Source organism: Enterococcus sp. C53 (genome assembly GCF_040887425.1).
Taxonomy (GTDB): domain Bacteria; phylum Bacillota; class Bacilli; order Lactobacillales; family Enterococcaceae; genus Enterococcus_B; species Enterococcus_B hirae.
In genome coordinates, this window is sequence record NZ_JBFOFT010000003.1 from 330,190 (window position 1) to 353,664 (window position 23,475).

The window sequence follows — 23,475 nt, forward strand, 5'->3', positions numbered from 1 at the left end:
TTCCATGTAAGTAAAACATAATTTCTGTATTTGTCAATGAATCGTCTATCAAATCTTTAGTCTGATTCATTTCAATGGTAAAATAAAAAGTAGCGACTTTATTCGTAAAGAGATGGAGATGAGAGAAGAAGGATGAGCTATGTAGAAGTAATCAACGAATGTAAACGGTACAAAATGGGAGAAACAACGATTACCGCAAATGATAATATTTCATTTGCGATCAAAAAAGGAGAACTAGTCATTATACTTGGTCCAAGTGGTGCAGGGAAGTCAACAGTTCTTAATATATTAGGCGGGATGGATAAGCCAGATGAAGGGCAAATCATCATTGATCAGACAGACATCGCTCAGTTCAACGATAAACAATTGACCGCCTATCGTCGAACAGATGTCGGATTTGTATTTCAATTTTATAATTTGGTACCGAATTTAACAGCAAAAGAAAATGTCGAGTTGGCAACAGAAGTTTCACCAGATGCGTTAGATCCAGTGGAGGTATTGACACAAGTAGGTCTGGCACATCGGCTGGACAATTTTCCTTCACAGCTTTCAGGAGGAGAACAGCAGCGTGTTTCCATTGCTCGAGCATTAGCAAAAAATCCGAAATTACTTCTATGTGATGAACCAACAGGTGCGTTGGATTTTGAAACAGGGAAACAGGTGTTGAAGTTATTACAAAATGCGAGTAGAGAACATGGAAATACGGTGTTGATCATTACTCATAATTCTGCCTTAGCACCGATTGCTGATCGTGTCATCCATATCAACGATGCGAAAGTCCGTTCGATTGAAACAAACGATCATCCTTCAACCATTGATGAGATTGTGTGGTAAGGAGGGGCTATGAAAACAAAAACATATCTTAAAGCAAGTGCTAGAGAAATCAAACAATCGAAAGGCAGATTTATTGCCATTGTATTGATCATTTTGCTAGGGACCTTGTTATTCGTAGGCGTTAAAATGGCGGGGCCGGTTATGCAAAAAACGATGGATCACTATGTTGAAAAAGGCAATCTATCGGATTTACAAATCATTTCAACTGGTGGTTTAACGGAACAAGACGTAACTAGAGCCGAAAAAATCCCTGATGCACAACTGGAAACGGGAAAACAATTTTATTATTCCAGCTCAAGTAAAAACGAAGTTGTGCAAGTTTTTTCTTATAAAAAATCAAATAAACAAAACCTTTTAGAAGTAGTAGATGGGCATTTACCAAAGAATAAAGACGAACTCGTACTAGATGAAAAAGCAAAAAGTCTAGGCTATAAAATAGGCGAAACGTATAAGATCGATTCTGACAACGTGAAAAAGAAAGACTATCAAATTGTTGGATTTGTACGATCGCCACTTTTCATCAATAATTTAGAACGTGGTTTTGCCAATGTCGGGAACGGCACGATCGATTATTTTGTTTATTTACCTGAAACAGAATTTAACACAGACATTCAATCGGTTATTTACTTAACGTTTAAAAATGTTTCATCCTTTGATACTTATAGTAAAGAATATCGGGACAAAATGGCACAAAACCAAAAAAGCGTGGAGAAACTTTTTCAAGATCGACCAGCTGCACGTTTAACTGAACTAAGGGAACAAGCTAAGGAGTCTTTACAACCAGAAAAAGAAAAGGTGAGTGCTGGTCAAGAACAAATTAGTCTGGCACAAAGTCAATTGGCAGCTGCCAGAGCCCAACTAGAGCAACAACGTTCAATGATCGAACAATTGCCTGAAGTACAACGAACAGTAGCAACTAATGAACTAGCTACGCAAGAAGCACAGCTAGCTGAGCAAGAAAAGCAAGTCGCTGAACAACAAGAAAAACTGAATGATGCACAGGCCCAAATTACCGAAAATGAAGAAAAGATCAATCGTTTGGAAAAACCAACCTATCGTTTCCAAGAGCGTTCAGATAATGTGGGTTTTCAAGAATTTGGTGATTTAGCTGAACGGATCGCAGCCATTGCTAATGTTTTTCCTGTTTTCTTCTTCTTTATTGCAGCATTGATCACTTTTACGACGATGACACGGATGGTCGAAGAAAACCGACGAGAAATCGGTACGTTGAAAGCATTAGGCTATACTAAATTTGAAATTGCAAAAAAATATGCTATTTATGCAAGTTTAGCTTCTGGTCTAGGAATTATTTTAGGAACCGTCTTAGGAACCAATCTATTACCAAGAATTATTTTTGAACTATCGAATGAACGCTATGATATCGGATCAGCAGTCATTTTTTATGATTGGTCTCCGATTTTACAAGCGGCAGTGGCGTTTTTTATCGCTGCATTTGATGCAGCAATGATCGTATTATTCAAAGATTTAAGAGAAAGACCGGCAGCTTTATTACAACCCAAAGCGCCAAAACCAGGCAAAAGAATATTATTGGAATATATCACACCACTGTGGTCAAGATTAAGCTTTAATCAGAAAATCAGTTATCGAAATCTGTTCCGTTATAAATCCAGAATGTTTATGGCAATCGTTGGGATTGCTGGTTGTGCTGGTTTAATGGTAGCAGGCGTAGGATTGAAAGACTCTTTAAGCTCTGTTTCTGATAAACAATTTGGCCCAATTACGAATTACCAAGCAATTGTCACTTTAGATGGAGAAACAGAAAACAGTGAAACAAAAGCAAAGGAACAGTTAGAATCCGATCCGAAAATTACTGATTTGCTAGCAGTAAACATGCAAACGATCGAGCTTCGGCAACAAGGACAAGCGACTCAAAGCGTAACGATGATCATACCGGAAACGTCAAAAGGTCTATCACCGTTTATTCACTTGATCTCATTAAAAGGACGTAACATGGAGTTGAATGATTCAGGAATCGTCCTCACACAAAAAGCTGCCGAACTGTTTGATGTATCTGAAGGAGACCGCCTTTCATTGTACACGGATGACCAAAAAGAGTTATCGGTTACGGTGAAAGCCATTGCTCAAAACTATTTAGGAAACTTTGTTTATATGAGCCCTGCCTATTATCAAAAAGTATCAGGAAACGAAGCTTCTACAAATGCTTATTTAGTTCAAGCTGACCCAATGTCTAAAAAACAAGAGAATGCTTTGTCAGAAAAGCTATTGGGAACCAATGCAGTAACAAATACATCATTTGTTTCGAAACAAATGGAAACCCAAGAAGAATCACTTGCGAACCTCGATTCAATCGTTGTGATTTTTGTCGTTTTATCAGGGCTGTTAGCGTTTATCGTGTTGTATAATTTAACCAATATCAATATTTCTGAACGAGTGCGGGAATTATCAACGATCAAAGTACTAGGCTTTTTTGATAAAGAAGTAACGATGTATATTGTGAGGGAGAATATTATTTTTACTTTAGTTGGTATTGTAGGTGGATTTGGCATCGGCTACGTCCTAACTGACTTTATTTTACAACAGGCTTCAATGGAGACGGTGATCTTCCCCTTAGTGATCACTTGGAAAGCATATGCTCTTTCTGCTGTTTTGACTATTGAATTTACAGTTATCGTTATGATAGCGACCCACTTCAAGCTGAAAAATATCAATATGATTGATGCTTTGAAATCAAACGAATAAAAAAAGCTTCTTGCTAAAAGTTGAGTAGACTTTTGCAAGAAGTTTTTTTATTAAGTAACTGGTTGATGAAAAGAAAATTTGGTATAGGGAAAATAATACGTAGGTTTTGTTATGCCAATTTGTTGGATGTGCGACAGTTTATAATGGGTGAGGTCTTCCTATTAGAGGACTTAGCTCTGTCCTTGATAAACGCTTCCTTTTCCTTTATAATAGGATTTGTAAACTTGTATATATAAGTTGGAATAATAGCTGATTGGAGGCGAATGAGGATGTCGTTTAATGAGAAAGTAGTTTATCAAATTTATCCTAAATCTTATCGTGATAGTAATGGTGACGGGATTGGCGATTTAAAAGGGATCAAAGAAAAATTACCTTATCTGCATGAACTAGGGGTCGATATGATTTGGTTGAACCCTATTTATCCGAGTCCACAAAAAGATAATGGCTATGATATTTCTGATTATGTAGCGATTGATCCACTATTTGGAACGATGGAAGAATTTGAAGAACTAGTCACACAAGCAAAGAGCTATAATATAGAGATTATGCTTGATATGGTTTTAAACCATGTCTCAATAGAACATGAATGGTTTCAAAAAGCTTTAGCTGGCGATCGTTTTTACCAAGATTTTTTTATTCTAAGAGATGAGCCAACCGATTGGGTATCTAAATTTGGTGGTAATGCATGGGCGCCTTTTGGAGATACGGGTAAGTATTATTTACATCTCTATGATCAAACACAAGCAGATTTAAATTGGCGAAATGAAGCAGTTCAAGCAGAGTTGTTCAAAGTTGTTCGTTTTTGGATATCTAAAGGGGTCAAAGGCTTTCGCTTTGATGTGATCAACGTAATCGGGAAAGATGAAGAACTCAAAAATAATGCAGAGAACCAAGGAAAAGCAGAATATACTGACAAGCCGATTACTCATACGTATCTTCAACGATTAAATCGGGAAACTTTTGGTCAAGATCCAGAAATCATCACAGTTGGAGAAATGAGTTCAACGACGATTGAAAATTGTATTTTGTATACGGAACCAAGTCGGAATGAGCTTTCGATGGTGTTCAATTTTCATCATTTGAAGGTTGATTACGAAAATGGAAACAAATGGAGTACGCCACCTTTTGATTTTGAAGCTTTAAAAAGTCTGTTCCATACATGGGGCGAAGCGATGAGTAAAGGAAATGGCTGGAATGCGTTGTTCTTAAATAACCACGACCAGCCAAGAGCCCTCAACCGCTTTGTAGCAATTGATAAATACCGCACAGAAGGGGCTAAAATGTTAGCGACGATGATCCATTTGAATCGTGGGACGCCTTATATTTATATGGGGGAAGAAATTGGGATGATCGATCCAGACTTTCAGCATATCGATGATTACGTCGATGTAGAAAGTTTAAATGCTTACCAAGAAATGCTGAACCAATCATTCTCGGAAGAAGAAGCTTTTCGGCGAATCAAGGCGAAATCCAGAGATAACGCTCGGACACCGATGCAATGGACAAGTGATGAAACAGCTGGCTTTACCACAGGAACACCTTGGTTAGGTTTAGCAGCAAATCATGAGGTCATCAATGTAGAACAAGAACGTACATCTGAACAATCGATTTTCGCATACTACAAAAAATTGATTCAATTGCGAAAACAATATCCTGTAATTGCATCAGGGGACTATCAAGCTTATGAACCCGATCATCCTCAAGTATACGGTTATTTAAGACAATTAGACGGACAAAAATTATTGGTTTTAACTAATTTTTACGAAAATGAAACGACCATAACGATCCCAGAAGAATTTGCTAGTGCCCAACCGCTTATCAGCAATTATGCCAATACTCTTATTCAAGAGGAATTGACCCTAAGGCCTTATCAAGCGATCGCCCTGTTGATCCAGTAAATAAAAGATCAAGAGCAAAAAATTGGTAAACGATGAGCCGATAGTAACTGAGCATGATCTTTGTTTCTAAAGTAATAAAAAATTTTCATGAGTTTGACAAATTACTGATGTCCTTATGAGCAACTGTTTTGAAAAAAACGATGAATCGGTTGTAGATAAAATTTTACACGAGATATTTCGAAAGAAAATTGTATTTTTAATGAACCATCAGCTGGTGGTAAAACATTCGACGCTTAATCCATGAGTTATTGGATTAAGGTCGTTTTTATTTTGTCTAAAAACAAATGTGAGATAAGAAGAAAGAATCATGAAAAAAAACGATTGAGTAATGATAAAATTGAGTATCGCAAATCAAAGAATATGATGGAAGCAATAACAATTTAATGTATGCTCTCATCTAAGAAAAAAGAGGATACAATATCATTAATATACCTAGTGTAAGATGGACTATAAATCTTTTATTTGTATTTTGCCTAAAACTTGCCTGAAGTTTTTCTGAAACCCAAACAAATTGTAATTCGTTTTTGGGATGGTCTATTAAATACTGTTTAAATATTTCGCGTTCCTTTTTTTGGATTTAATTAAGTAAAAACCTGTAACAGCACTGATGGTAAGGGCTATTCCCAAATAGGGAATTATATAATTCAAATTTTTAGGAACGTCTTCAATAGGGAAAAAGTAGTGAATAACACGTTCCAAAATAAAAAAGACAATAACATAAATGATAAATGAAAATTTTCTTTTTAGAGCAAAAGAAGGATCCTTTTTTTCATAATATTGCGAGATTGCTTTTTTTCGTTTCTTTTGTTCTTGTTCAGTTAGGTTTGGAAAAGTACGCTCTCTTTCTTGTTTATATAGAGCCATGATATCTGAATACTCCTGTTGGATCTGCCTGACTTTGTAGACTGTATAAATAAAACTACCATAATATATTAAAGTAAACATAAATTTAATTAAAAGCATTATTTAGTTCTCCTTAAAGACCTTTTTTTAATTATAGCAAACAACATTTGAAAGTAGCTTTAAAAATGTAATAAAAAAGAGAGCGGGGCAATAATCAGATTTTTTTCTGACTATTGTCTCACTCTCTTTTTCTTTTACCCATTAACCTTTACATAAAGCGTAATATGTAGGTGAAATATTTCTTCAGATGATAAGTAGTAGAAGAAGCTTGATTGATTTCCTCAATCAATGAAAGAAATATATATAAACGTTATGGTAAACGATCAAAATTCAAGAATATTAATTGGGAATATTGAGCGTTTATGCTTAATTAGAACAAGTAAAATAAATGTTGCAGGGGAGATGATCCATACGATTTTGTCAGCTTCGGTAACAAAATGGACATTGGAAAGAGACATCAATTGAAAACAGGGGAAACACCTAAAGCTGATGAAGTGGTATTGACGAGAAAATAATGATCAAAAATAAGAGCAAAAAAGGAGTAAATATGAGTAAAAAAAAATTAACAGCAAAACGTAAAAAACAGCTATTAACGATGTTTGCGGTGGCTGGGGTGATGGGAAATACTGGGATTGCACCAACGATGGCATTAGCGGATACTTTGACACCAACAGCTGAAACTGCTACTGAACAAACACAGGCGAATGAAGCAAAAGAAGTCATCGATCAAACGATACAAAACGTCACAGATCCGTTAGTAAACCCAACGGATTCAACCACTACAACTAGTGATTCATTAGCAACAACTGATGAAGCAACGGATGAAACAACTGAGAACACCCAGGAACAAGCAAAAGAACAAGAACAAGCAACAGCAGCGACTGCCGAAAGTGAAGGGGATGCAACTAATCCAACAGCTGAAGCGCCAAAAGTAGCGAAAAAAGCGAACGTGGTAGCTGCCTCCGAGATAACAGGCACGTGGGGTACCAGTCCGTATACTTTTGATGAAAACACAGGAGTATTGACAATCGGAGCAGGTGAGTTAAGTGGATATACAGAATCCCCATGGTCCGAAAATAAAAACGTAGATGCTGAAGCAATCAAGAAAATTGTCTTGTCTGGAAAAGTAGTTGCTCCAAAAAATTCTAGGTTATTATTTAGTGGAAATACCCCTGCTGAAAAACTTACGAATGTAACTGAAATCGAAGGGTTAAGTCAACTGGATACCAGTAACGTAACAGATATGTGGAAAATGTTTAAAGATATGAGTAGCATAACAAGTCTAGATGTAAGTGGCTTTGATACCAGTAACGTAACAGATATGCGTTCTATGTTTTATGGTATGAGCAGCGTAACAAGTCTAGATGTAAGCAATTTTGACACTAGCAAAGTAACATTTATGTCTTATATGTTTGCTGATGCTCCACTTAAGAAATTAACTCTAGGAGATACATTTAAATTTGTAGAAGCAAACGCAAGTCTTACTTCTGCTTGGAAGAGAGAAGATGGCAAAGGGACGTTTTATTCAGCAGAAGATTTCATGAAAAACTATGGCACCGGTGATCTGACTGCTGGCACGTATGTTTCCGTTGAAACAGACACGTGGGGAACTAGTCCGTATATGTTTGATAAAGATACAGGAACGTTAACAATCGGAGCAGGTGAGTTAAGTGGCTATAAAGAATCGCCATGGAGCAGCAATAAAGTAGATAATAAAGCCATCAAAAAAATTGTCTTGGCTGGGAAAGTAGTTGCTCCAGAAAATTCAAACTACTTATTTAGTACAAGTACCGTTGGTAAGGATCTTACGAATGTAACTGAAATCGAAGGGTTAAGTCAACTGGATACCAGCAACGTAACAGATATGAGTTATATGTTTTTTGGTATGAGCAGTGTAACAAGTTTAGATGTAAGTAGCTTTGATACCAGTAACGTAACAACTATGAGTTATATGTTTTATGGTATGAGCAGTGTAACAGGTTTAGATGTAAGCAACTTTGATACCAGTAACGTAACAACTATGGGTTATATGTTTAAAGGTATGGGTAGCGTAACAAGTCTAGATTTAAGCAACTTTGACACCAGCAACGTAACAGATATGACTGATATGTTTTTTGGTACTTCACTTAAAAAATTAATTCTAGGAGATACCTTTAAATTTGTAGCAGGAAAAGGAGCTCTTACTTCTGCTTGGAAGAGAGAAGATGGCAAAGGAAAGGCTTATACAGCAGCAGATTTCATGAAAAACTATGGCACTGGTGACTTGACTGCGGGCACGTATGTTTCCGTTGAAATAGGCACATGGGGAACTAGTCCGTATAATTTTGATGAAACCACAGGGACATTGACGATCGAAGCAGGTGAGTTAAGTGGTTTTGTAGAATCGCCATGGTCCGAAAACAAAAAAGTAGATGCTACAGCCATCAAGAAAATTGTCTTGTCTGGAAAAGTAGTTGCTCCAGAAAATTCTTTTTTATTATTTAGTGGAAATACCTCGGCTGACAAACCTACGAATGTAACTGAAATCGAAGGGTTAAGTCAACTGGATACCAGTAACGTAACAGATATGAGTAAAATGTTTAAAGGTATGAGTAGCATAACAAGTCTAGATGTAAGTGGCTTTGATACCAGTAAAGTAACAAATATGCAACATATGTTTTCCGGTATGAGCAGCGTAACAAGTCTAGATGTAAGTGGCTTTGATACCAGTAACGTAACAGATATGGCTAATATGTTTCGTGGTATGAGCAGTGTAACAAGTTTAGATGTAAGTGGTTTTGATACCAGTAATGTAACAACTATGGAGAATATGTTTTACAATATAAGCAGCGTAACAAGTCTAGATTTAAGTGTTTTTGATACTAGTAACGTAACAACTATGCAGGATATGTTTAAGGACACACCTCTTGCTAAATTAACACTAGGCGATCACTTTAAAGCGGTTGGAGACACTAAGTTATCAGCGCCGAAAGCACTGAACGAAGGGGATCAGCTGACAGGAAATTGGATTCGTGAAGATGGTCAGTCCAAAGGCTATTCACCTGCTGACTTTATGACAAATTACGGAACTGGGGATTTAACGGCAGGAACTTATGTGGCAGAACTAGTGAAAAGTGAGTTGAAACCATAAGAATATCATGTAGGAGATGTCAATATTACTGGAACCTACACAGGGGATATGTCTCTCGGACGATTAACCGTTAATGGCAAAGTTGTCAGCTGGAACGGTAGCTTCAAAGATGGTCAATTCAGCTATTATGTCGGTGTTGGCAAATTAAAAGTCGGCGACAAAGTCGTATTAGATGGCTACAACAAAGAGAAGGAATTGATAGATTCAAAAGAGATTGAAGTGATTTCCGAATCTTCAGGATCAATTGATCAGGTGGACACTTATAAGCTAGGTGATTCAACCATTACTGGAACTTATACGGGGGATATCCATAAAGGAAAACTAGTAGTGAATGGGGAAGTAATCAGCTGGGGCGGAACCTATAAAGATGGTAAGTTTAGCTATTATGTGAACTCTCAAATCATCAAAGCAGGGGATCAAGCAACGATTCAAGGCTATGATAAATTCGATACACCACTAGGGGACCCACAACCAGTGACTATAGGAGAACAACTGGGTCAATTAACAGAAGCCCATCGTGTGGGAATCAGTACAGTGATCGAAGGAAACTACACAGGCGATGTTTACCAAGGAATCTTATTGGTCAATGGTGAAAAAGTTAGTCAAGGCGGTAGCTTCAAAGATGGCAAGTTCAGTTATTATGTAGGAAACCTTAAAGTGTCAGAAGACGATCAGGTAGTCTTGATGGGTGCCAACAATCGAGGACAACAAATTCCAGGATCAGAGATTGATGTCACTATTCAAACACCAACAGCTGAAATCAACGAATTGACTTATAAAATCGGCACACAAACGATCAAAGGAGCCTATGGTTCTGATACCCAAGTCCACCAAGGACACTTGTTTGTCAATGGTAAACTGATCAGTAAAGGTGGGAGCTTTAAGGATGGGGCAATCAGTTATTATGTGAAGCCAGACCTAATCAAAGCTGATGATCAAGTAACAATGAATTTCTATGATGGCAGTGGCAACTTATTGGCTGAAAACCAAACAGTTTCTGTAAACTAAGGAAAAATAAATTTATGTAAGTCTAAAAACTGGGGCATTGATTAGAAAAAATCTGATCAATGTCTCAGTTTTCTTGATTTAAGATACGCTCAAAATTCAAACAGGTTGAGCTAAATGATGAATACCGGAATGTGTACAGAGGTTTATATTTTGTGTCAAATAAAATTAAAAATTTATGCCATTTCAAAAGAAAAGTGACACACAAAAAATACATTATATCAGGGGTTTCTTCTTTTTTTAACTTGTGAACTTAGCTATCTTTTCCCTTTCTATTCTTACTTTTTAGTTTAAAAATATCTATTGTCATTGTGTCGATCAAATCTCCATTTTCTGGACATTAATATCTAAAAATAAATATGATGTAAAATTATGTGTTACTCAGTGTTGTGTAGTAATTACACTGATCAACCTGCCAAGAGTCCAATCACAACCACCTTTGAACAACATGAAACAACGATGACTAATAACAATGGATTTAACGCTTCGCAAAATCCATTGGATGGACAATGATATTAGCAATGATGATTTCCCATTCTGATTGTAAAAGATCAATAAAGTTGATATAATGAATACGAAAAGAGGAGTTGCGCTAACAACTCCTTAACAGCACCGTTTAAGACGGTGACCAGTTTAATATTATTTTTGAAAAATAATCGTCGACCGGCTAAAGCTGACGGTTATTTTTTTTGATTGTTGTTTACAACTGCCAAGATTCCAAAAATGATTGTTGCGATTAAAGAACCGAAACCAATCATTAATCCTAGCGCCGTTTCAACAGGCAAAAGGCTTCTCCTTTCTGTAAGATTTTGGAAGTACGCACATACGCACCACCTCACTTTCAATCGGATAGCCACCGTCACAAACTTTACTGTCTTGATTATTATTAGCATATCTAAAATCGATTAAAAATTCTCGATTTTAGTTGTTTTTTCTATAATTTTAGCGAGGTGATCGTGATGGAATAATCTATTGTTTTACTCGGTAAAATTCAGGAAATCAAGACACAGCCATTGCTTGTGCGATTTACATTACCAATGAGCCCTGAATCAATCAATCAGTGGTCAATATAGAAATAACGGATAAATTGCTTATTTTGGAAGAAGGCAATTATACTATTTCAGTAACAGGTCACTTCAATAAACGGAATCACTTAGTCATTGAATCGATATAAATTAAAAACCCCAATCATTTTATGCGATTGATGAGCATACAAAAGAAGAGCTGCACTCCTAAATGTGGATTGCAGCTCTTGTTGTTTTACATAGAAACAGGAACAAAGGTCTGTTTAGTAGAGACTGGGACAATAGTCTTCTTCAGTAAGAAAAATAAGCTTGATCGTCCTAGTCCCTCGTTTTTTTGAGAGGTGTTCCAGACTTTCTTTACTCTTTTTCAAAGTAGTCTTTTTCCGAAAATTCTGCTTTTTGGTAGACACCCTGATCGCCATAATACTTGTTGTAGCGTTGTTTGAACTTTTTAAAAGTAAAGACAACCAATAATTTGATCAATGTGTAGATGGGGATCCCAAAAATTACACCCATGAGTCCTAGTAAATCACCCATCACTAATAAAACAATCAAAATAGTGATTGGATGGACTTGAAGGCGATTGCCCATAACTCGAGGGATAACTAAGTCCCCATGAAGTAATTGGACGATGAACCAGACCAAAACAAACTTAATTGCCATGAATGTCGAATCTTGGAAAGCAATAAACAATCCAGGAAAGAAGGCAATAAATGGTCCAATGTAAGGAATGATACATAAAATCCCAGCTGCGATTGCTAGTATGCTTGCAAATTCTAAGCCGATCAATAAAAATGTGACCCAATAAACAGCTCCTAAGATGAAAGAAGCAATGATTTGCCCTTTTAAGAAATCACCTAATTGTTGATTGGCGATTTTAGTCAATGTGCGAAAATCTGTACGGAACTTGGGTGGTACGATCCCTAACACAGCTTGATAAAATTTCTGAGGATCTCTTAATAAGAAGAACGCAATGATTGGACCAGTAAACAATGTAATAAAGGTAGATGTTACTGCTGAAAAGATATTCCCGATACTTTGTGCGCCACTTTCCCAATAATCGCCAATAAACGAGGCAAAATTAGACGTCCAATCATCAATCGATGAAAAGAATTGATCGAATGTGTCCGCAAAAGGTGTTTGCGCTAGGAAGTTTTTCAAAGTTTGTATAAAATCGTTGAACAAATCAGGAAAACTAGTCATTAGTGTTTTGGCTTGTTGCTCCAAGAAAGGAACTAACCAAACACTCCCTAAGCCGATCAAAAATAAAATAATGACATAAACAATAGTAACAGATAAATTTCTAGATAGTTTTCGACTCAAACGTTTGATCAACGGGTCTAGTAAATAATATAAAACTAACGCAAATAGTACTGGAGCGAGTGTCGTCGCAAAAATCACAAAAAATGGTTTAAAAATAAAACCGATCTGCTGAAAAAAATAGATCACTAAAGCTAACATAATCAACAACCCTAATACATAATAGGAAGTTGTTCCTCCTAGAAAACGTATCAGACGAGACTGATCTTTAGAATTATTCTTCAATTTGTTACTCCTTTCAATGTACTAAATCGCTCTAAGTTCAAGATAAAAGTAAAAGGAAATTGTTTTTTACCTATCGGGAACGTCAAGCTGATTTATCTTATTATAGTCGGAACTAGTGACAAAAAGAAAATGATACTGTTCAGAAATGGCTAGAAAATAAAAAGAAATAGTTTTAAGAAAACGCTTGACTATTTATTTAGCGATATGATAAATTAAATCCTGTTGCTAAAACGTAAAGATTACGATTTGGTAACTTTAATCGTAAAATGAAAGAAGATGAAGGAGTGTCGTCAGGAGTGTCGTCAAATGAAGCGTTTGGTTTATTTATTAGGGATAGTAGTTACTGTTTGTATACTTGCCAGTTGTGGCAATCAACAAGAAGCCGCGAACAAAAAAGAAAAATTGCAGGTGATGACGACTTTTTATCCAATGTATGATTTCACGAAAGAAGTAGTTGGAGATGAAGGAGAAGTTGAGTTATTGATTCCTGCTGGGACAGATTCACACGACTATGAGCCATCAGCAAAAGATATGGCAAAAATTCAAAATGCGGATGTCTTTGTCTATAACAACGAAAATATGGAAACCTGGGTACCAGCAATCCAAAACACATTGAAAGAGGGGAATGTGTTAGCAGTCAAAGCGACTGAAGGGATGTTGTTGTTACCGGGTAGTGAAGAAGGACATGACCATAGTCATGGCGAAGCAGGGCATTTTCATGAATTAGACCCGCATGTTTGGTTAGCTCCAAGTTTAGCAATGAAACAAGTAAAAAGTATAAGGGATCAACTGATCACAAAATACCCCGATAAAAAAGAAGCCTTTACTAAAAATGCGGAGAATTATTTAGAAAAATTACAAGAACTTCATCAGAGTTATCAGGATACCTTAAGTAAAGCAAAACAAAAATCTTTTGTTACCCAACATGCCGCATTCAACTATTTGGCATTAGAGTATGGACTGAAACAAGTGTCAATAGCTGGCTTATCCTCAAGTGAGGAGCCTTCAGCCGCAAGAATTGCTGAATTAAAACAGTTTGTAAAAGATCATGGGATCAAATATATTTATTTCGAAGAAAATGCTAAAGACAGTATCGCTAGAACTCTAGCAAATGAAGCCGGCGTTTCTTTGGCTGTCTTGAATCCTCTAGAAGGTTTAACGAAAGAACAACTTGCAAATGGTGAAAACTACGTAACCATAATGAAAGAAAACCTCAAGTCATTACAAAAAACGACAGATACAGTGAATCCACTGGAAGCCACACTGACACCAGAAAAAGAAAAAAATGTATATAATTGTTACTTTGAAGATTCAGCTGTGAAAGACCGCAAATTGTTCGATTGGAAAGGGCAATGGCAAACGGTCGATAACTATTTAGCTGATGGAACCTTAGATCCCGTATTTGAGTATAAGGCAAAAATCGATCCAAAAAAATCAGCAAAAGAGTACAAGGATTATTATACCGTCGGATACCATACGGATGTCGAAAAGATCAAGATTGACGGAGATCGAATGGCATTTACTTTTAAAAATGGTGAGACGAAGCAATCATCTTACCGATATGCAGGTAAAAGAGTTTTGAATTACGCTGCAGGAAATCGAGGCGTACGCTACTTATTTGAAGCAGTAGAGCCAGAAAGTGGCGCTTATCGATATGTACAATTCAGTGATCATTCGATTGCACCAACAGATTCGGAACATTTTCATATCTATTTAGGGAATGAAAGTCAAGAAAGTTTACTGGCAGAAATGGATCATTGGCCAACTTTTTATCCAGTGGAGATGAGTGGGCAAGAAATTGCGCAAGAAATGCTGTTACATTAAACTACAAAATAGGAACAAGAAAAGATAAATAAGAAAAAATGAGCAAAACAAACAGACGAGTTTTGCTCATTTTTTTGTTTGTTTTTTGGGAGAAGTCTGAGATTTACGAGATCAATTTTTTTAAACCACGTACAGAAGCCGGAATCACTTCGCCATTTGCTAACGTGATTTCACGAGTTTTTTTGTTGATCGTACGGACATTTTGAGTATTGATCACGTATGATTTATGGCAGCGGATAAAATGACGGTTCATTTTCTCTATTTCTTTGATTTTATCATAGAACTGCATTTGCGCATGAGTCAAATGAACCTCTAATTTATGTGGCGTTCCTGGGGAAGTAGTGAAATACTGGATATCTTTGATCGGAAGAAATTTTATTTCATCGTTAAATTCGATTTTAAAAATATCTTTTTGTAAAGGAGTCGCTTTGACATCTTCAAAGATCTTACTTAAAATACGTTCCACATTTTCTTTTAAATCAAAAATATCTTCTTTGATAATATAATCAGTCGGTTCAATATTACTCTTTAAGATAGACATTGAAAGATCCGCATGAGAAGTAACATAAATAATTTTTCCTAAAGGATCTAGATCTCTTACGCGTTTTCCGATCATAATACCATCTAGATCGCTATCTTTTAATTCAATGTCTAAAAAATAAATACCAAAAGATGAGGTTCGTACTCTAGCTGCTTGAAGAAGTTCAATTGGATCAGAAGTGGCGATATGGACATAACTATCCAAATTCTCAATCATAATTCGATTTTTGATCACTGCTGAAATTACTTCCAACTGTTTCGTGTCATCTTCGCAAATATAAATTGGAATCATACGAATACTCCTTTATTTTGTTTGTATATAGATTGTCTGAGAAAAACGTTGATTCTCAATAGATGTCTCTAAAAAGATATAAGGATTGGCCTTTGACAGCTCATCCAAAATGAATAAACCGAGTCCTTCGTTTTTAGGATCTTTTTTTGTTGAAAAACCTTTTTGTTTTAATTGATTTAACGGAAGTGTATTCATCGTTGTATTGATGACACGAATAATCACTGAGTTTTTCTTTTTTAAAACAAAGAGTTCAATTTTCTTCTTTTTAGTAATTAAAGCTCCTTCAATCGCATTATCTAAAATAATACCTAACATTCGGACGATGTTTACTGTGTGTTTTTTCTTTAAAGTGATCTCTTCTGGAATAACAAGATGCACGGATAATCCTTTTTCTTGTGCCATCATTAATTTCAAAGACAATAAGCTTCTTATTTCAGGAATTTTTATGTTATCTAACAGACTAAAGTTTGCTGGGAAAAGATCCATCATTTGACGAGTGGGTAAGATATTTTGATTGTAGTACTTACGTAATCCCTCCAGGTCACCTTCAGCAAGATAACTATTCATTGAAAAAAGCAAGTTTTGATAATCATGCTTGAATTCTCTAAGGTCTTGATAGTTTTTTTCTAGATCACGGATGTAATCTTGTTGCATTTGCATACGCTGTTCTAACAATTGGTCTGCCATTTTTCTCTTTGAAATTTTCCAATAATAAATGAGGATAAACAGCCCGCCACAGAGATAAAGAATGAAAAAGCCAGTGTTGATAGTTAAAATTTGGGGAGTCTCGCCAGAAAAACGTGTATAAAAGATAACGATATAATAGGTAAATAACATCAACGCGCCAACGGTTCCAATCATTCGGCGATCCAAACCATGAAAATTTTCTAAGGCTTTTTTAAAGGCTAAAGCAAGTAAGATCGATAACGTCGCAGAAATGACGATATGAATATACTGCAAGGAATCTCCTGGTTCAATGACAGCAGATTTCAAAATAAAAAAATCGCTGATGCTCGTCAAATGGTCTCCTAAAAGCGAAGTAAGCAATCCCCAAGGAAGAGCATAAACCAGTTTTTGCGGGGAAGTAGAAAAGAAGAAGAATGTTAGCATCAGCATACCTATAGCAAATAAAGCAGTAAATATCCCAAATAAAGGATACATAAAACCTAACAAGACACAAGAGATTAAAATAGTGGTAACGAATAAGTATTTCTTTTTAATTTGGTGTTCAATGAGTAATACACAAATTGTGTAAATTAAATATTGCAAGGCTATGGACCACAAAAACATAAAGTACAGCTCCCATTGATTTTTACCAAATTATAGCATATTTATTGAATTATTTTTTTAATTTTTCAGGGATTTTAAACTCTGAACTCATACCAAAGCAGCATCCAGACACAAAGAAGTCAGACAAATTAGTAAGTTGTTTAATGATTGTTTTTTTCATAGAAAATTCCTCCAAGATTCATTATATAATTCGTAATTGGAAGCAGCGTAGCTATTTCTAAAATAATCCCGAGAAGCAAGTAAGTAGAAAAGTAAGAATTAGGGAAAAATAAAATAGTTATTGCAAATAGAAGAAACATGAAAATTGCTTTTTTTAACAGTGGTGGGCGTTTTTCAGGTTCAATGGGATTGATTGCTGTACCTTTTGATCCATAGCGAAGCAACAATAAGAAACAGATGATCAATGAAATGACCTTCAGTGGGGAAGAGATGGTCACATCAAAGTGTTTCATTAAGAGGGGAACGCCCCACAAATAAAGCAAAGTCCATAGTAAACAAACAAATTCAGAATCAGAATGAAGTCCGTAAGCATAGCGACGGATACAAATATAAGAAAGAAAGGTCAATCCTGTTTCGACCCAAGAACCGGTTATTAAAGAAAATACTAAAACAACGGCCAATTTGCCAAGGTTATTCATTAATACATCAAGGGCAAATTTTACTTGGAGATAAACCATTTCATCTTCTATTTTTTCACCACTGAATAATGTGTCTAATATTCTATTTACAACTTTATTTTTCATCCAACGTACCTCCAATAACGATTTTATTCTAAATTTGTTAAAAATAGTGTTTCGATTCATAAAAGGTTGTTTTGACATCAAAACCGTAAAAAAAAGATCAAAAAATTCAGTTAGATCTTTCTTTTTTGAGTATTTTATAAATGGCAGATAAAAAAAGTGAACGGTTTTGACATGAAAAGGGCTTTTTATGATTTTTATGTGTTCTCTGCCTAGAAGTGTGTTAAAAATTGATTGACTTAAAAAATATTGGAGGAACTATCATGGGGAATGAACAAGTAATGGAGAAAATGGATGAGCAATTATTTGAAGTTGGTGAAACAGGTGCTTTTGTTTCAGATTTATTTGAAGCACCTATCAAAGGAGAAATTGAAAAAGTTTATGAAAACAGCGTGATGATCCGGGTCATCAAATGTGCAGTAGAAGATAATGAAACTGCCGACAGTTTGCATTGGCAGCTTGTTGTTCAAAAATCAAGTGCGATAATGGAATGAATAAACATAAACACAACAAATAGGCTGAGGTACTGTCCGAGTATCCTGTAAATCAGTCTATTTGTTGTGTTTTGAAGTATAGTGATTTTTTAGTTGGCCATTAAAGTGAACACGCTTGTCCTTATTTTTGGGATAAGACTATATGACGTTGGTAAAATTTCCATACTTGAATGCTTTGAACAATTGCTATGATTAAAAATAAAACAGCCACTAATAAAATAGCAAAATGCCCAAATAAATGGTGGCAAAAAACGAGAACGCCTGCACCACTGATGAAAGCCAGAACAACTGTCAGAAAATGGAAAAAACGATCGAACGCTTCTTTTTCTTTTGTGACAAGAGAATCGTATAAGTTAGTAGCAACTCCTTTTAGATTCCCCGTAGTAAAAAGATTAGTATAAGCTCGTCCATCGATTTTATCAAAAGCGACCCATTGAATAGCTGCTGTAAATGCAATCATGATGGTTACGATGGCTGGGTGGATACTGATTGGAGTCAGACTGACTAAGAAAAAGATAATTGCTTCGTAGTAAAGAACATACAAACGCCAATAGTGTTTTTCTTTCTTTTTGAAATAATCAATCAAAAATTTTGTCAGTAAAATCCCTAAAAAAAAGAAGACAGTAGAAAGTATTTTTTTTCCAACGCTAATCCATTCACCATCGAAAGCTTGGATGATTGCTAAGACAATATTACCCGTTTGTGCTGAAGCAAATGCGTTATATTGAATATATGTATAACTGTCCATTGCGCCACCGATAAAGGATAATAAAAGTCCGATTGTCCGTCCTTCATGAAATGAAGTACTCATTTATATTCACCTTCAAATTAATATATTTGTCTTTTTTATTCTATCATATTGGTTATATGTTTTTGATATTTTATAGATAATTTTCAGAAAAGGTCAGTGTTTGCTAAAGTCATTTTAATTTTTAGAAAGGTCTGTTAGTATAAAAGAAAAATATTGACCATTTATATATAGAAAGATGTGAAAACAATCAATCAAGGGAATGAAAAAGAAATACTTCGCTTACAAAGAGAAATCAGTCATTGGGAAAAAAGATATGAGAGGCTCCAACAAATTTTCCGGATGCAAGAAGAGATCATTGCAAGCTATGAAGCAGCTTATGGTGAAGCACCTGGGCTGATTGAGGAAGAAAAAGAAACGAATAATAGTCATTCATTTTTCGATATGATGGAAAAGCGCTCCTACAATCGTTTTAATTACGAGCAAAAAGCAGCGATTACTTACAATATGGAAAAAAATCTAAGGATCATTGCAGGAGCGGGAAGTGGGAAGACCCAAACAATTTGTGCAAAAGCTGTCTATTTAATGACTGAAAATCAGGTAGATGAGCAACGGATATTGATGATCACTTTTACGAGAAATGCTGCGAATGAATTGAAAAAGCGAGTAGATAATTTTAGCCAACGGAAGACCAATGTTCATATAGGAACTTTTCATAGTATCTTTTTTCGTTTGTACAATGATATTTGTCGCCAATTCCCAGAAGTAGTCACTGAAGGGATACAGGGAGAATTTTCAAAAGAGACCTCATACAAAGTCAGTGGACTAATACAACAACTTATTCGTAAGTATAATTTATATGCTTTTGATCAATATGGAGAAAAAAATTTGGCGGCACGTCTTGATTATTGGCAGAATATGAACTTATCAATAGAAGAAACGCGAGTATTGATAAAAGAAAACTTTGACTTTATTGAACCGAATGCAACTATGCCGATTTCCGAAAGAATGACCCACTTCATGCGAGAACTGCAAGCACAAAAGAAAGAGCAACATCTTTTTGAATTCAATGATGTTCTAAGTAATTTAAAACAAGCCTTGCAGAACGAAGAAATCAGAAACTTCGTGGGACAAAAATATGATTATTTATTTATTGATGAATTTCAAGACACGAATCCTTTACAGTGGGAAATTGTACGCCTGATCACGAAGGAAACACCAATGAAACTTATTGTGGTCGGTGACGATGATCAAAGTATCTATGGGTTTCGAGGTTCGGAACCTTCTTATATTAAAAATTTTGACCAAGAGTACGCAACGAAGACGCTTTTTTTATTAACCAACTATCGTTCACGTGCCACCATTGTTCAAGGAGCGAATCGCTTAATTACTTTTAATAAAAATGATCGTATCCAAAAAGCAATGATTCCAGCTAAGAAAGAGGCGGGGATTATGCAGGCGCTAGCTTTTGATGACATACAAGCTGAAAGTCGCTGGATCATTGAACAAATCAAAACATTGATTAAACATAAAGGAAAATACAAAGAATCAATCGTTTTATATCGGTCGTTAACGCAAACCCAGCAATTAGTCCAAGACTTGTTACAGACGGATATCCCCTTTGTGCTAGAAGCAGATGGCCCATACGAAGGGATATTTGGGATAAAACTATTTCAACAGTTCTATCAAAGGATTCTTTACTGGCAAAATGCAACTACTTATCAAAAAAAGACACAAGGTTATCAACAAGTACTCTATCAGTTAATGATTAATTGCTATTTCAAGAAGGCTGAATGTGAGGACTATTTTTCTAAACGAAATAAAGTAACAGATATTGTGGAATATATCCTTTCTGTAAAGCCGCATTTAAAAACAAAAGAAAAAGAGATTCATCGGTTTGTAAAGGACCTTCATACTTTTGATAAAAATGGCGGAAAAGGTTTTGATCGTTTAATTCAAAGCTACCTTAAATTAAGTCGACCAACTAAAGAAATAGACGGTAGTGAGCGTGAATGGTTGTTAGGAACGCTCAAACAATTTCCAACATTAGAAAAAATCAACCATTTAGAAAAAGACATCCAAGCAGTTGCGAAACAACTAAAAACTCGTTTAATCGCTTACCGACAAGGAAAACTTGATGCTTTATGCATTCAAAGTATTCATAGAAGTAAAGGCTTAAGCTATCGCAATGTTTTTTTAGTTGGTTGTAATGAAGGAGCTATTCCTTACAATGGTGCCTCTGATAAAGCAGCCATTAGTTTGGATAAGGTCAAGGCAGAGCATGTGACAACAGTCGAAGAAGAACGCCGTCTTTTTTATGTAGCAATGACCCGAGCAAGGAATCGTCTCTATTTGTGTATACCTTTGATGAAGGGGACGAGAAAATTGAAAACTTCTAGATTTATTAGAGAAACAGGTTGTAAAATTAAAAAAATACATGTTTAATCACATAAAAAACGATATTATTAGGTAAAAAATACTAATAATGTCGTTTTTTTTATGTGTTTTTCTTCTTTTTTTTATACAAAATAAATTAAGTTTTTTCATATAAACACAGGATTAAAAGGGTTTAATAGCAAAGAAGAATAAATTTTCTGAATTTTAATAGCTAATAATTGGTGTTTTTTATAACTTTCAGTTAGAATGGGATTATAATTAAAAAGGAGTGAGAGAATGATAAAAGTATATACTTCCCCTAGCTGTACTTCTTGTAGAAAGGCAAGAGCATGGTTGCAAGAAAATCGTTTAGATTTTGAAGAAAAAAATATTTTTGCAGAGCCGATATCAGAAAATGAAATACGTGAAATTTTAGCAGCCACTAACGGAGGCGTTGAAGACATTATCTCTACTCGCTCAAAAATATACGAAAAATTAGCTATTGACTTCAACGAGCTCACATTAAAGCAAATGATCGTCCTTTTTAAACAATATCCTTCTTTACTAAGACGTCCGATCTTAATTGATGAAAAAAGAATATTGATCGGTTTTAATGAAGATGAAATTCGTTCGTTTGTTCCAAGAGAAATTCGTTCAGTTGCAAGAAGAATGATTTATATGCAAAACAGTATCTTCAGTTAAATTTAAAAAAGGAGGAATCTTGTGAAGGTATACGGGTCGGCGCATTGTGTGACGTGTCTAAAAGCAAAGCAGTGGTTAGAAGAACATCATCTCTCTTATCAGTTTATTGATTTAGATCAAAGAGAGCTAACCGTTAAGGAAGCAAAAGAATTGTGTGGGTTTGAGAATGTTCACGCGGAACGACTGTTCGCCACTTGGTCACAAGGTTTCAAAAATCTGGAAATTGATTTATCTACTATTAATGAACAACAATTGATTGTTTTGTGTAGAACACATGGAGAACTAATCAGACGTCCGCTGATTATTTTTGATAATGTTTTATTTGTTGGGTTTAATGAGGAATTAATGGAGAAATTAATTGCAAGCCAATAAATACAGGATGACCTCAGTGGCAAAAAAACGAAATAGTCGGTTAGAGGAGATGGATGGCTATTCATTTCCTTTTTTTGTGAGTGATCTTTTCTAAAAGAAACTTGTCTCGGTCTCTTCTATTATCTCTAAAAACGAATAAACGGTGTTCAAGAAGCAACTCCTCAACAATAAGCGATGATTTTCTAAAATATGAGGAGCTATTTTAAAAAATCCTCTCTTATTCGCTCGGAGTTGAACGCTTCTTTCACAGCCTCTTGCTTTAAACGGTATTCAAACATCAGCTCCTTGAAATAAGCCTGAATTTTTCAAAACATGAGAAGCTGTTTCAAAAAATTCTTTCTTATTGTCATCAGAGCTACCCGATGTTTTCACGACCTCTGATTCACGGTGAGACAAAAGCAGCATCTTCGGAAATTTCTTCTTATTTCTTGATGCTGCTTTTGTCTCAACCTCATTGATCAACGGGAAAACGATGAACGCTCATCAATGGGGCAACTGTGTGGAGTAACCAAAGATGTCATAAATGGACAACAGCTGAAAGAAGTCTTACGGTTCGATTATCTAGATAGCCAGAATCAGTAGAATGACTATGGCTTATTTAATATAGAAAAGCTGAAACCAAGAGTGATAACCTATACCAAAGGTTTAAATACTTATTGACATGTGTAAAATTACATGGTATATTCTTTTTTGTTGTTTTTAGTTACTCGTTTTAAAAAAATGAAGTAATAAAAAAGATTCAAAAAGTTCTTGACGTGTGAGTTATCACATGATAAGATAACTGAGTCGTTAAAAACCGACAGCTTATGAAGCTTGATTTCATCGAAATAAACTTCAAAAAAGTTGTTGACAAATAACAAACGATGAGTTATGATAAATGAGTTACTGAAGCGTTTCTGAAAAATGAAGTCAAAAAACTTTTAAAAAAATAGTTGACAAACAAATGTCGATCTGTTATGATATAAAAGTTGCTACGGCAATATCGAATGATTAATCGCTAGCTCGTTAAGAAGTTTCAACTTTAAATCAAGCAGCA

Annotated in this window: 18 protein-coding genes and 2 pseudogenes; 13 read left to right on the forward strand and 7 right to left on the reverse strand. The window is 35.4% G+C overall.

Features of this window, described 5'->3' with window-relative positions; translation table 11 throughout:
• Nucleotides 1–132: 132 nt before the first annotated feature.
• The 3 genes from AB3I42_RS06515 to treC all read left to right on the forward strand — a co-directional run bounded on the left by AB3I42_RS06515 (nt 133) and on the right by treC (nt 5,453).
• Nucleotides 133–834 carry an ABC transporter ATP-binding protein gene (locus AB3I42_RS06515; RefSeq protein ID WP_010720230.1) on the forward strand — a complete coding sequence of 234 codons (702 nt, stop codon included), beginning with the start codon at nt 133–135 and terminating at the stop codon, nt 832–834.
• A 9-nt stretch (nt 835–843) separates the two neighbouring features.
• Nucleotides 844–3,555: an FtsX-like permease family protein gene (locus tag AB3I42_RS06520; RefSeq protein WP_368022384.1), complete on the forward strand. Its 2,712-nt coding sequence runs from the start codon at nt 844–846 to the stop codon at nt 3,553–3,555.
• A 269-nt stretch (nt 3,556–3,824) separates the two neighbouring features.
• Complete coding sequence (gene treC / locus AB3I42_RS06525; protein ID WP_081123192.1) at nt 3,825–5,453, forward strand: alpha,alpha-phosphotrehalase; 1,629 nt, start codon at nt 3,825–3,827, stop codon at nt 5,451–5,453.
• 537 nt (nt 5,454–5,990) lie between these two features.
• Here treC and AB3I42_RS06530 read toward each other — a convergent pair.
• Entirely contained in the window at nt 5,991–6,416 is a 426-nt protein-coding gene (locus AB3I42_RS06530; RefSeq protein ID WP_228012178.1) for a hypothetical protein, read from the reverse strand.
• Between the two features lie 487 nt (nt 6,417–6,903).
• Here AB3I42_RS06530 and AB3I42_RS06535 point away from each other — a divergent pair, with 487 nt between their 5' ends.
• The 4 genes and pseudogenes from AB3I42_RS06535 (at nt 6,904) to AB3I42_RS06550 (ending at nt 11,004) form a co-directional block, all read left to right on the forward strand.
• The gene (locus tag AB3I42_RS06535) at nt 6,904–9,486 is read left to right on the forward strand and encodes a BspA family leucine-rich repeat surface protein (RefSeq protein ID WP_368022385.1); all 2,583 of its coding nucleotides are present in this window, start codon (nt 6,904–6,906) and stop codon (nt 9,484–9,486) included.
• Nucleotides 9,487–9,498: 12 nt separating this feature from the next.
• Nucleotides 9,499–9,699 (forward strand): annotated as a pseudogene (locus AB3I42_RS06540) (immunoglobulin-like domain-containing protein); the annotation flags it as partial.
• A 39-nt stretch (nt 9,700–9,738) separates the two neighbouring features.
• Nucleotides 9,739–10,494, forward strand: a complete 756-nt coding sequence (locus AB3I42_RS06545) for an immunoglobulin-like domain-containing protein (protein WP_368022391.1) — start codon at nt 9,739–9,741, stop codon at nt 10,492–10,494.
• A gap of 369 nt (nt 10,495–10,863) precedes the next feature.
• A complete protein-coding gene (locus AB3I42_RS06550) occupies nt 10,864–11,004 on the forward strand; it encodes a hypothetical protein (protein ID WP_161639905.1) in 141 nt (46 codons plus the stop codon).
• Between the two features lie 167 nt (nt 11,005–11,171).
• On the opposite strand, the gene AB3I42_RS06555 is transcribed toward AB3I42_RS06550, so the two are convergent.
• Nucleotides 11,172–11,276 (reverse strand): putative holin-like toxin, encoded by a 105-nt coding sequence (locus AB3I42_RS06555; RefSeq protein WP_223603620.1) that lies wholly within the window; start codon nt 11,274–11,276, stop codon nt 11,172–11,174.
• 186 nt (nt 11,277–11,462) lie between these two features.
• Here AB3I42_RS06555 and AB3I42_RS06560 point away from each other — a divergent pair.
• Nucleotides 11,463–11,665 (forward strand): annotated as a pseudogene (locus AB3I42_RS06560) (hypothetical protein).
• A 208-nt stretch (nt 11,666–11,873) separates the two neighbouring features.
• Here AB3I42_RS06560 and AB3I42_RS06565 read toward each other — a convergent pair.
• Nucleotides 11,874–13,061 (reverse strand): AI-2E family transporter, encoded by a 1,188-nt coding sequence (locus tag AB3I42_RS06565; RefSeq protein ID WP_010720222.1) that lies wholly within the window; start codon nt 13,059–13,061, stop codon nt 11,874–11,876.
• Nucleotides 13,062–13,367: 306 nt separating this feature from the next.
• On the opposite strand from AB3I42_RS06565, the gene AB3I42_RS06570 reads away from it, so the two are divergent.
• A complete protein-coding gene (locus tag AB3I42_RS06570) occupies nt 13,368–14,885 on the forward strand; it encodes a zinc ABC transporter substrate-binding protein AdcA (protein WP_368022386.1) in 1,518 nt (505 codons plus the stop codon).
• Between the two features lie 103 nt (nt 14,886–14,988).
• Here AB3I42_RS06570 and AB3I42_RS06575 read toward each other — a convergent pair whose 3' ends face one another.
• From AB3I42_RS06575 to AB3I42_RS06585, 3 genes are all read right to left on the reverse strand, one after another.
• Nucleotides 14,989–15,717, reverse strand: coding sequence for a LytR/AlgR family response regulator transcription factor (locus AB3I42_RS06575; protein WP_368022387.1), 729 nt, complete (start codon nt 15,715–15,717; stop codon nt 14,989–14,991).
• 12 nt (nt 15,718–15,729) lie between these two features.
• Nucleotides 15,730–17,007: a GHKL domain-containing protein gene (locus AB3I42_RS06580; RefSeq protein WP_368022388.1), complete on the reverse strand. Its 1,278-nt coding sequence runs from the start codon at nt 17,005–17,007 to the stop codon at nt 15,730–15,732.
• A gap of 140 nt (nt 17,008–17,147) precedes the next feature.
• Nucleotides 17,148–17,750 carry an accessory gene regulator B family protein gene (locus tag AB3I42_RS06585; RefSeq protein WP_131773353.1) on the reverse strand — a complete coding sequence of 201 codons (603 nt, stop codon included), beginning with the start codon at nt 17,748–17,750 and terminating at the stop codon, nt 17,148–17,150.
• A gap of 278 nt (nt 17,751–18,028) precedes the next feature.
• Here AB3I42_RS06585 and AB3I42_RS06590 point away from each other — a divergent pair, with 278 nt between their 5' ends.
• On the forward strand, nt 18,029–18,241 hold the full coding sequence (locus tag AB3I42_RS06590) for a hypothetical protein (protein WP_181914394.1): 213 nt from the start codon (nt 18,029–18,031) through the stop codon (nt 18,239–18,241).
• Between the two features lie 121 nt (nt 18,242–18,362).
• Here AB3I42_RS06590 and AB3I42_RS06595 read toward each other — a convergent pair whose 3' ends face one another.
• Nucleotides 18,363–19,052, reverse strand: coding sequence for a YoaK family protein (locus tag AB3I42_RS06595; RefSeq protein WP_181914285.1), 690 nt, complete (start codon nt 19,050–19,052; stop codon nt 18,363–18,365).
• A gap of 177 nt (nt 19,053–19,229) precedes the next feature.
• Here AB3I42_RS06595 and AB3I42_RS06600 point away from each other — a divergent pair, with 177 nt between their 5' ends.
• The 3 genes from AB3I42_RS06600 (at nt 19,230) to AB3I42_RS06610 (ending at nt 22,439) form a co-directional block, all read left to right on the forward strand.
• The gene (locus AB3I42_RS06600; RefSeq protein ID WP_181914286.1) at nt 19,230–21,434 is read left to right on the forward strand and encodes an ATP-dependent helicase; all 2,205 of its coding nucleotides are present in this window, start codon (nt 19,230–19,232) and stop codon (nt 21,432–21,434) included.
• Nucleotides 21,435–21,662: 228 nt separating this feature from the next.
• Complete coding sequence (locus AB3I42_RS06605) at nt 21,663–22,067, forward strand: Spx/MgsR family RNA polymerase-binding regulatory protein (protein ID WP_010720214.1); 405 nt, start codon at nt 21,663–21,665, stop codon at nt 22,065–22,067.
• Nucleotides 22,068–22,088: 21 nt separating this feature from the next.
• Nucleotides 22,089–22,439 (forward strand): Spx/MgsR family RNA polymerase-binding regulatory protein, encoded by a 351-nt coding sequence (locus tag AB3I42_RS06610; RefSeq protein ID WP_010720213.1) that lies wholly within the window; start codon nt 22,089–22,091, stop codon nt 22,437–22,439.
• The last annotated feature ends 1,036 nt before the right edge of the window (nt 22,440–23,475 follow it).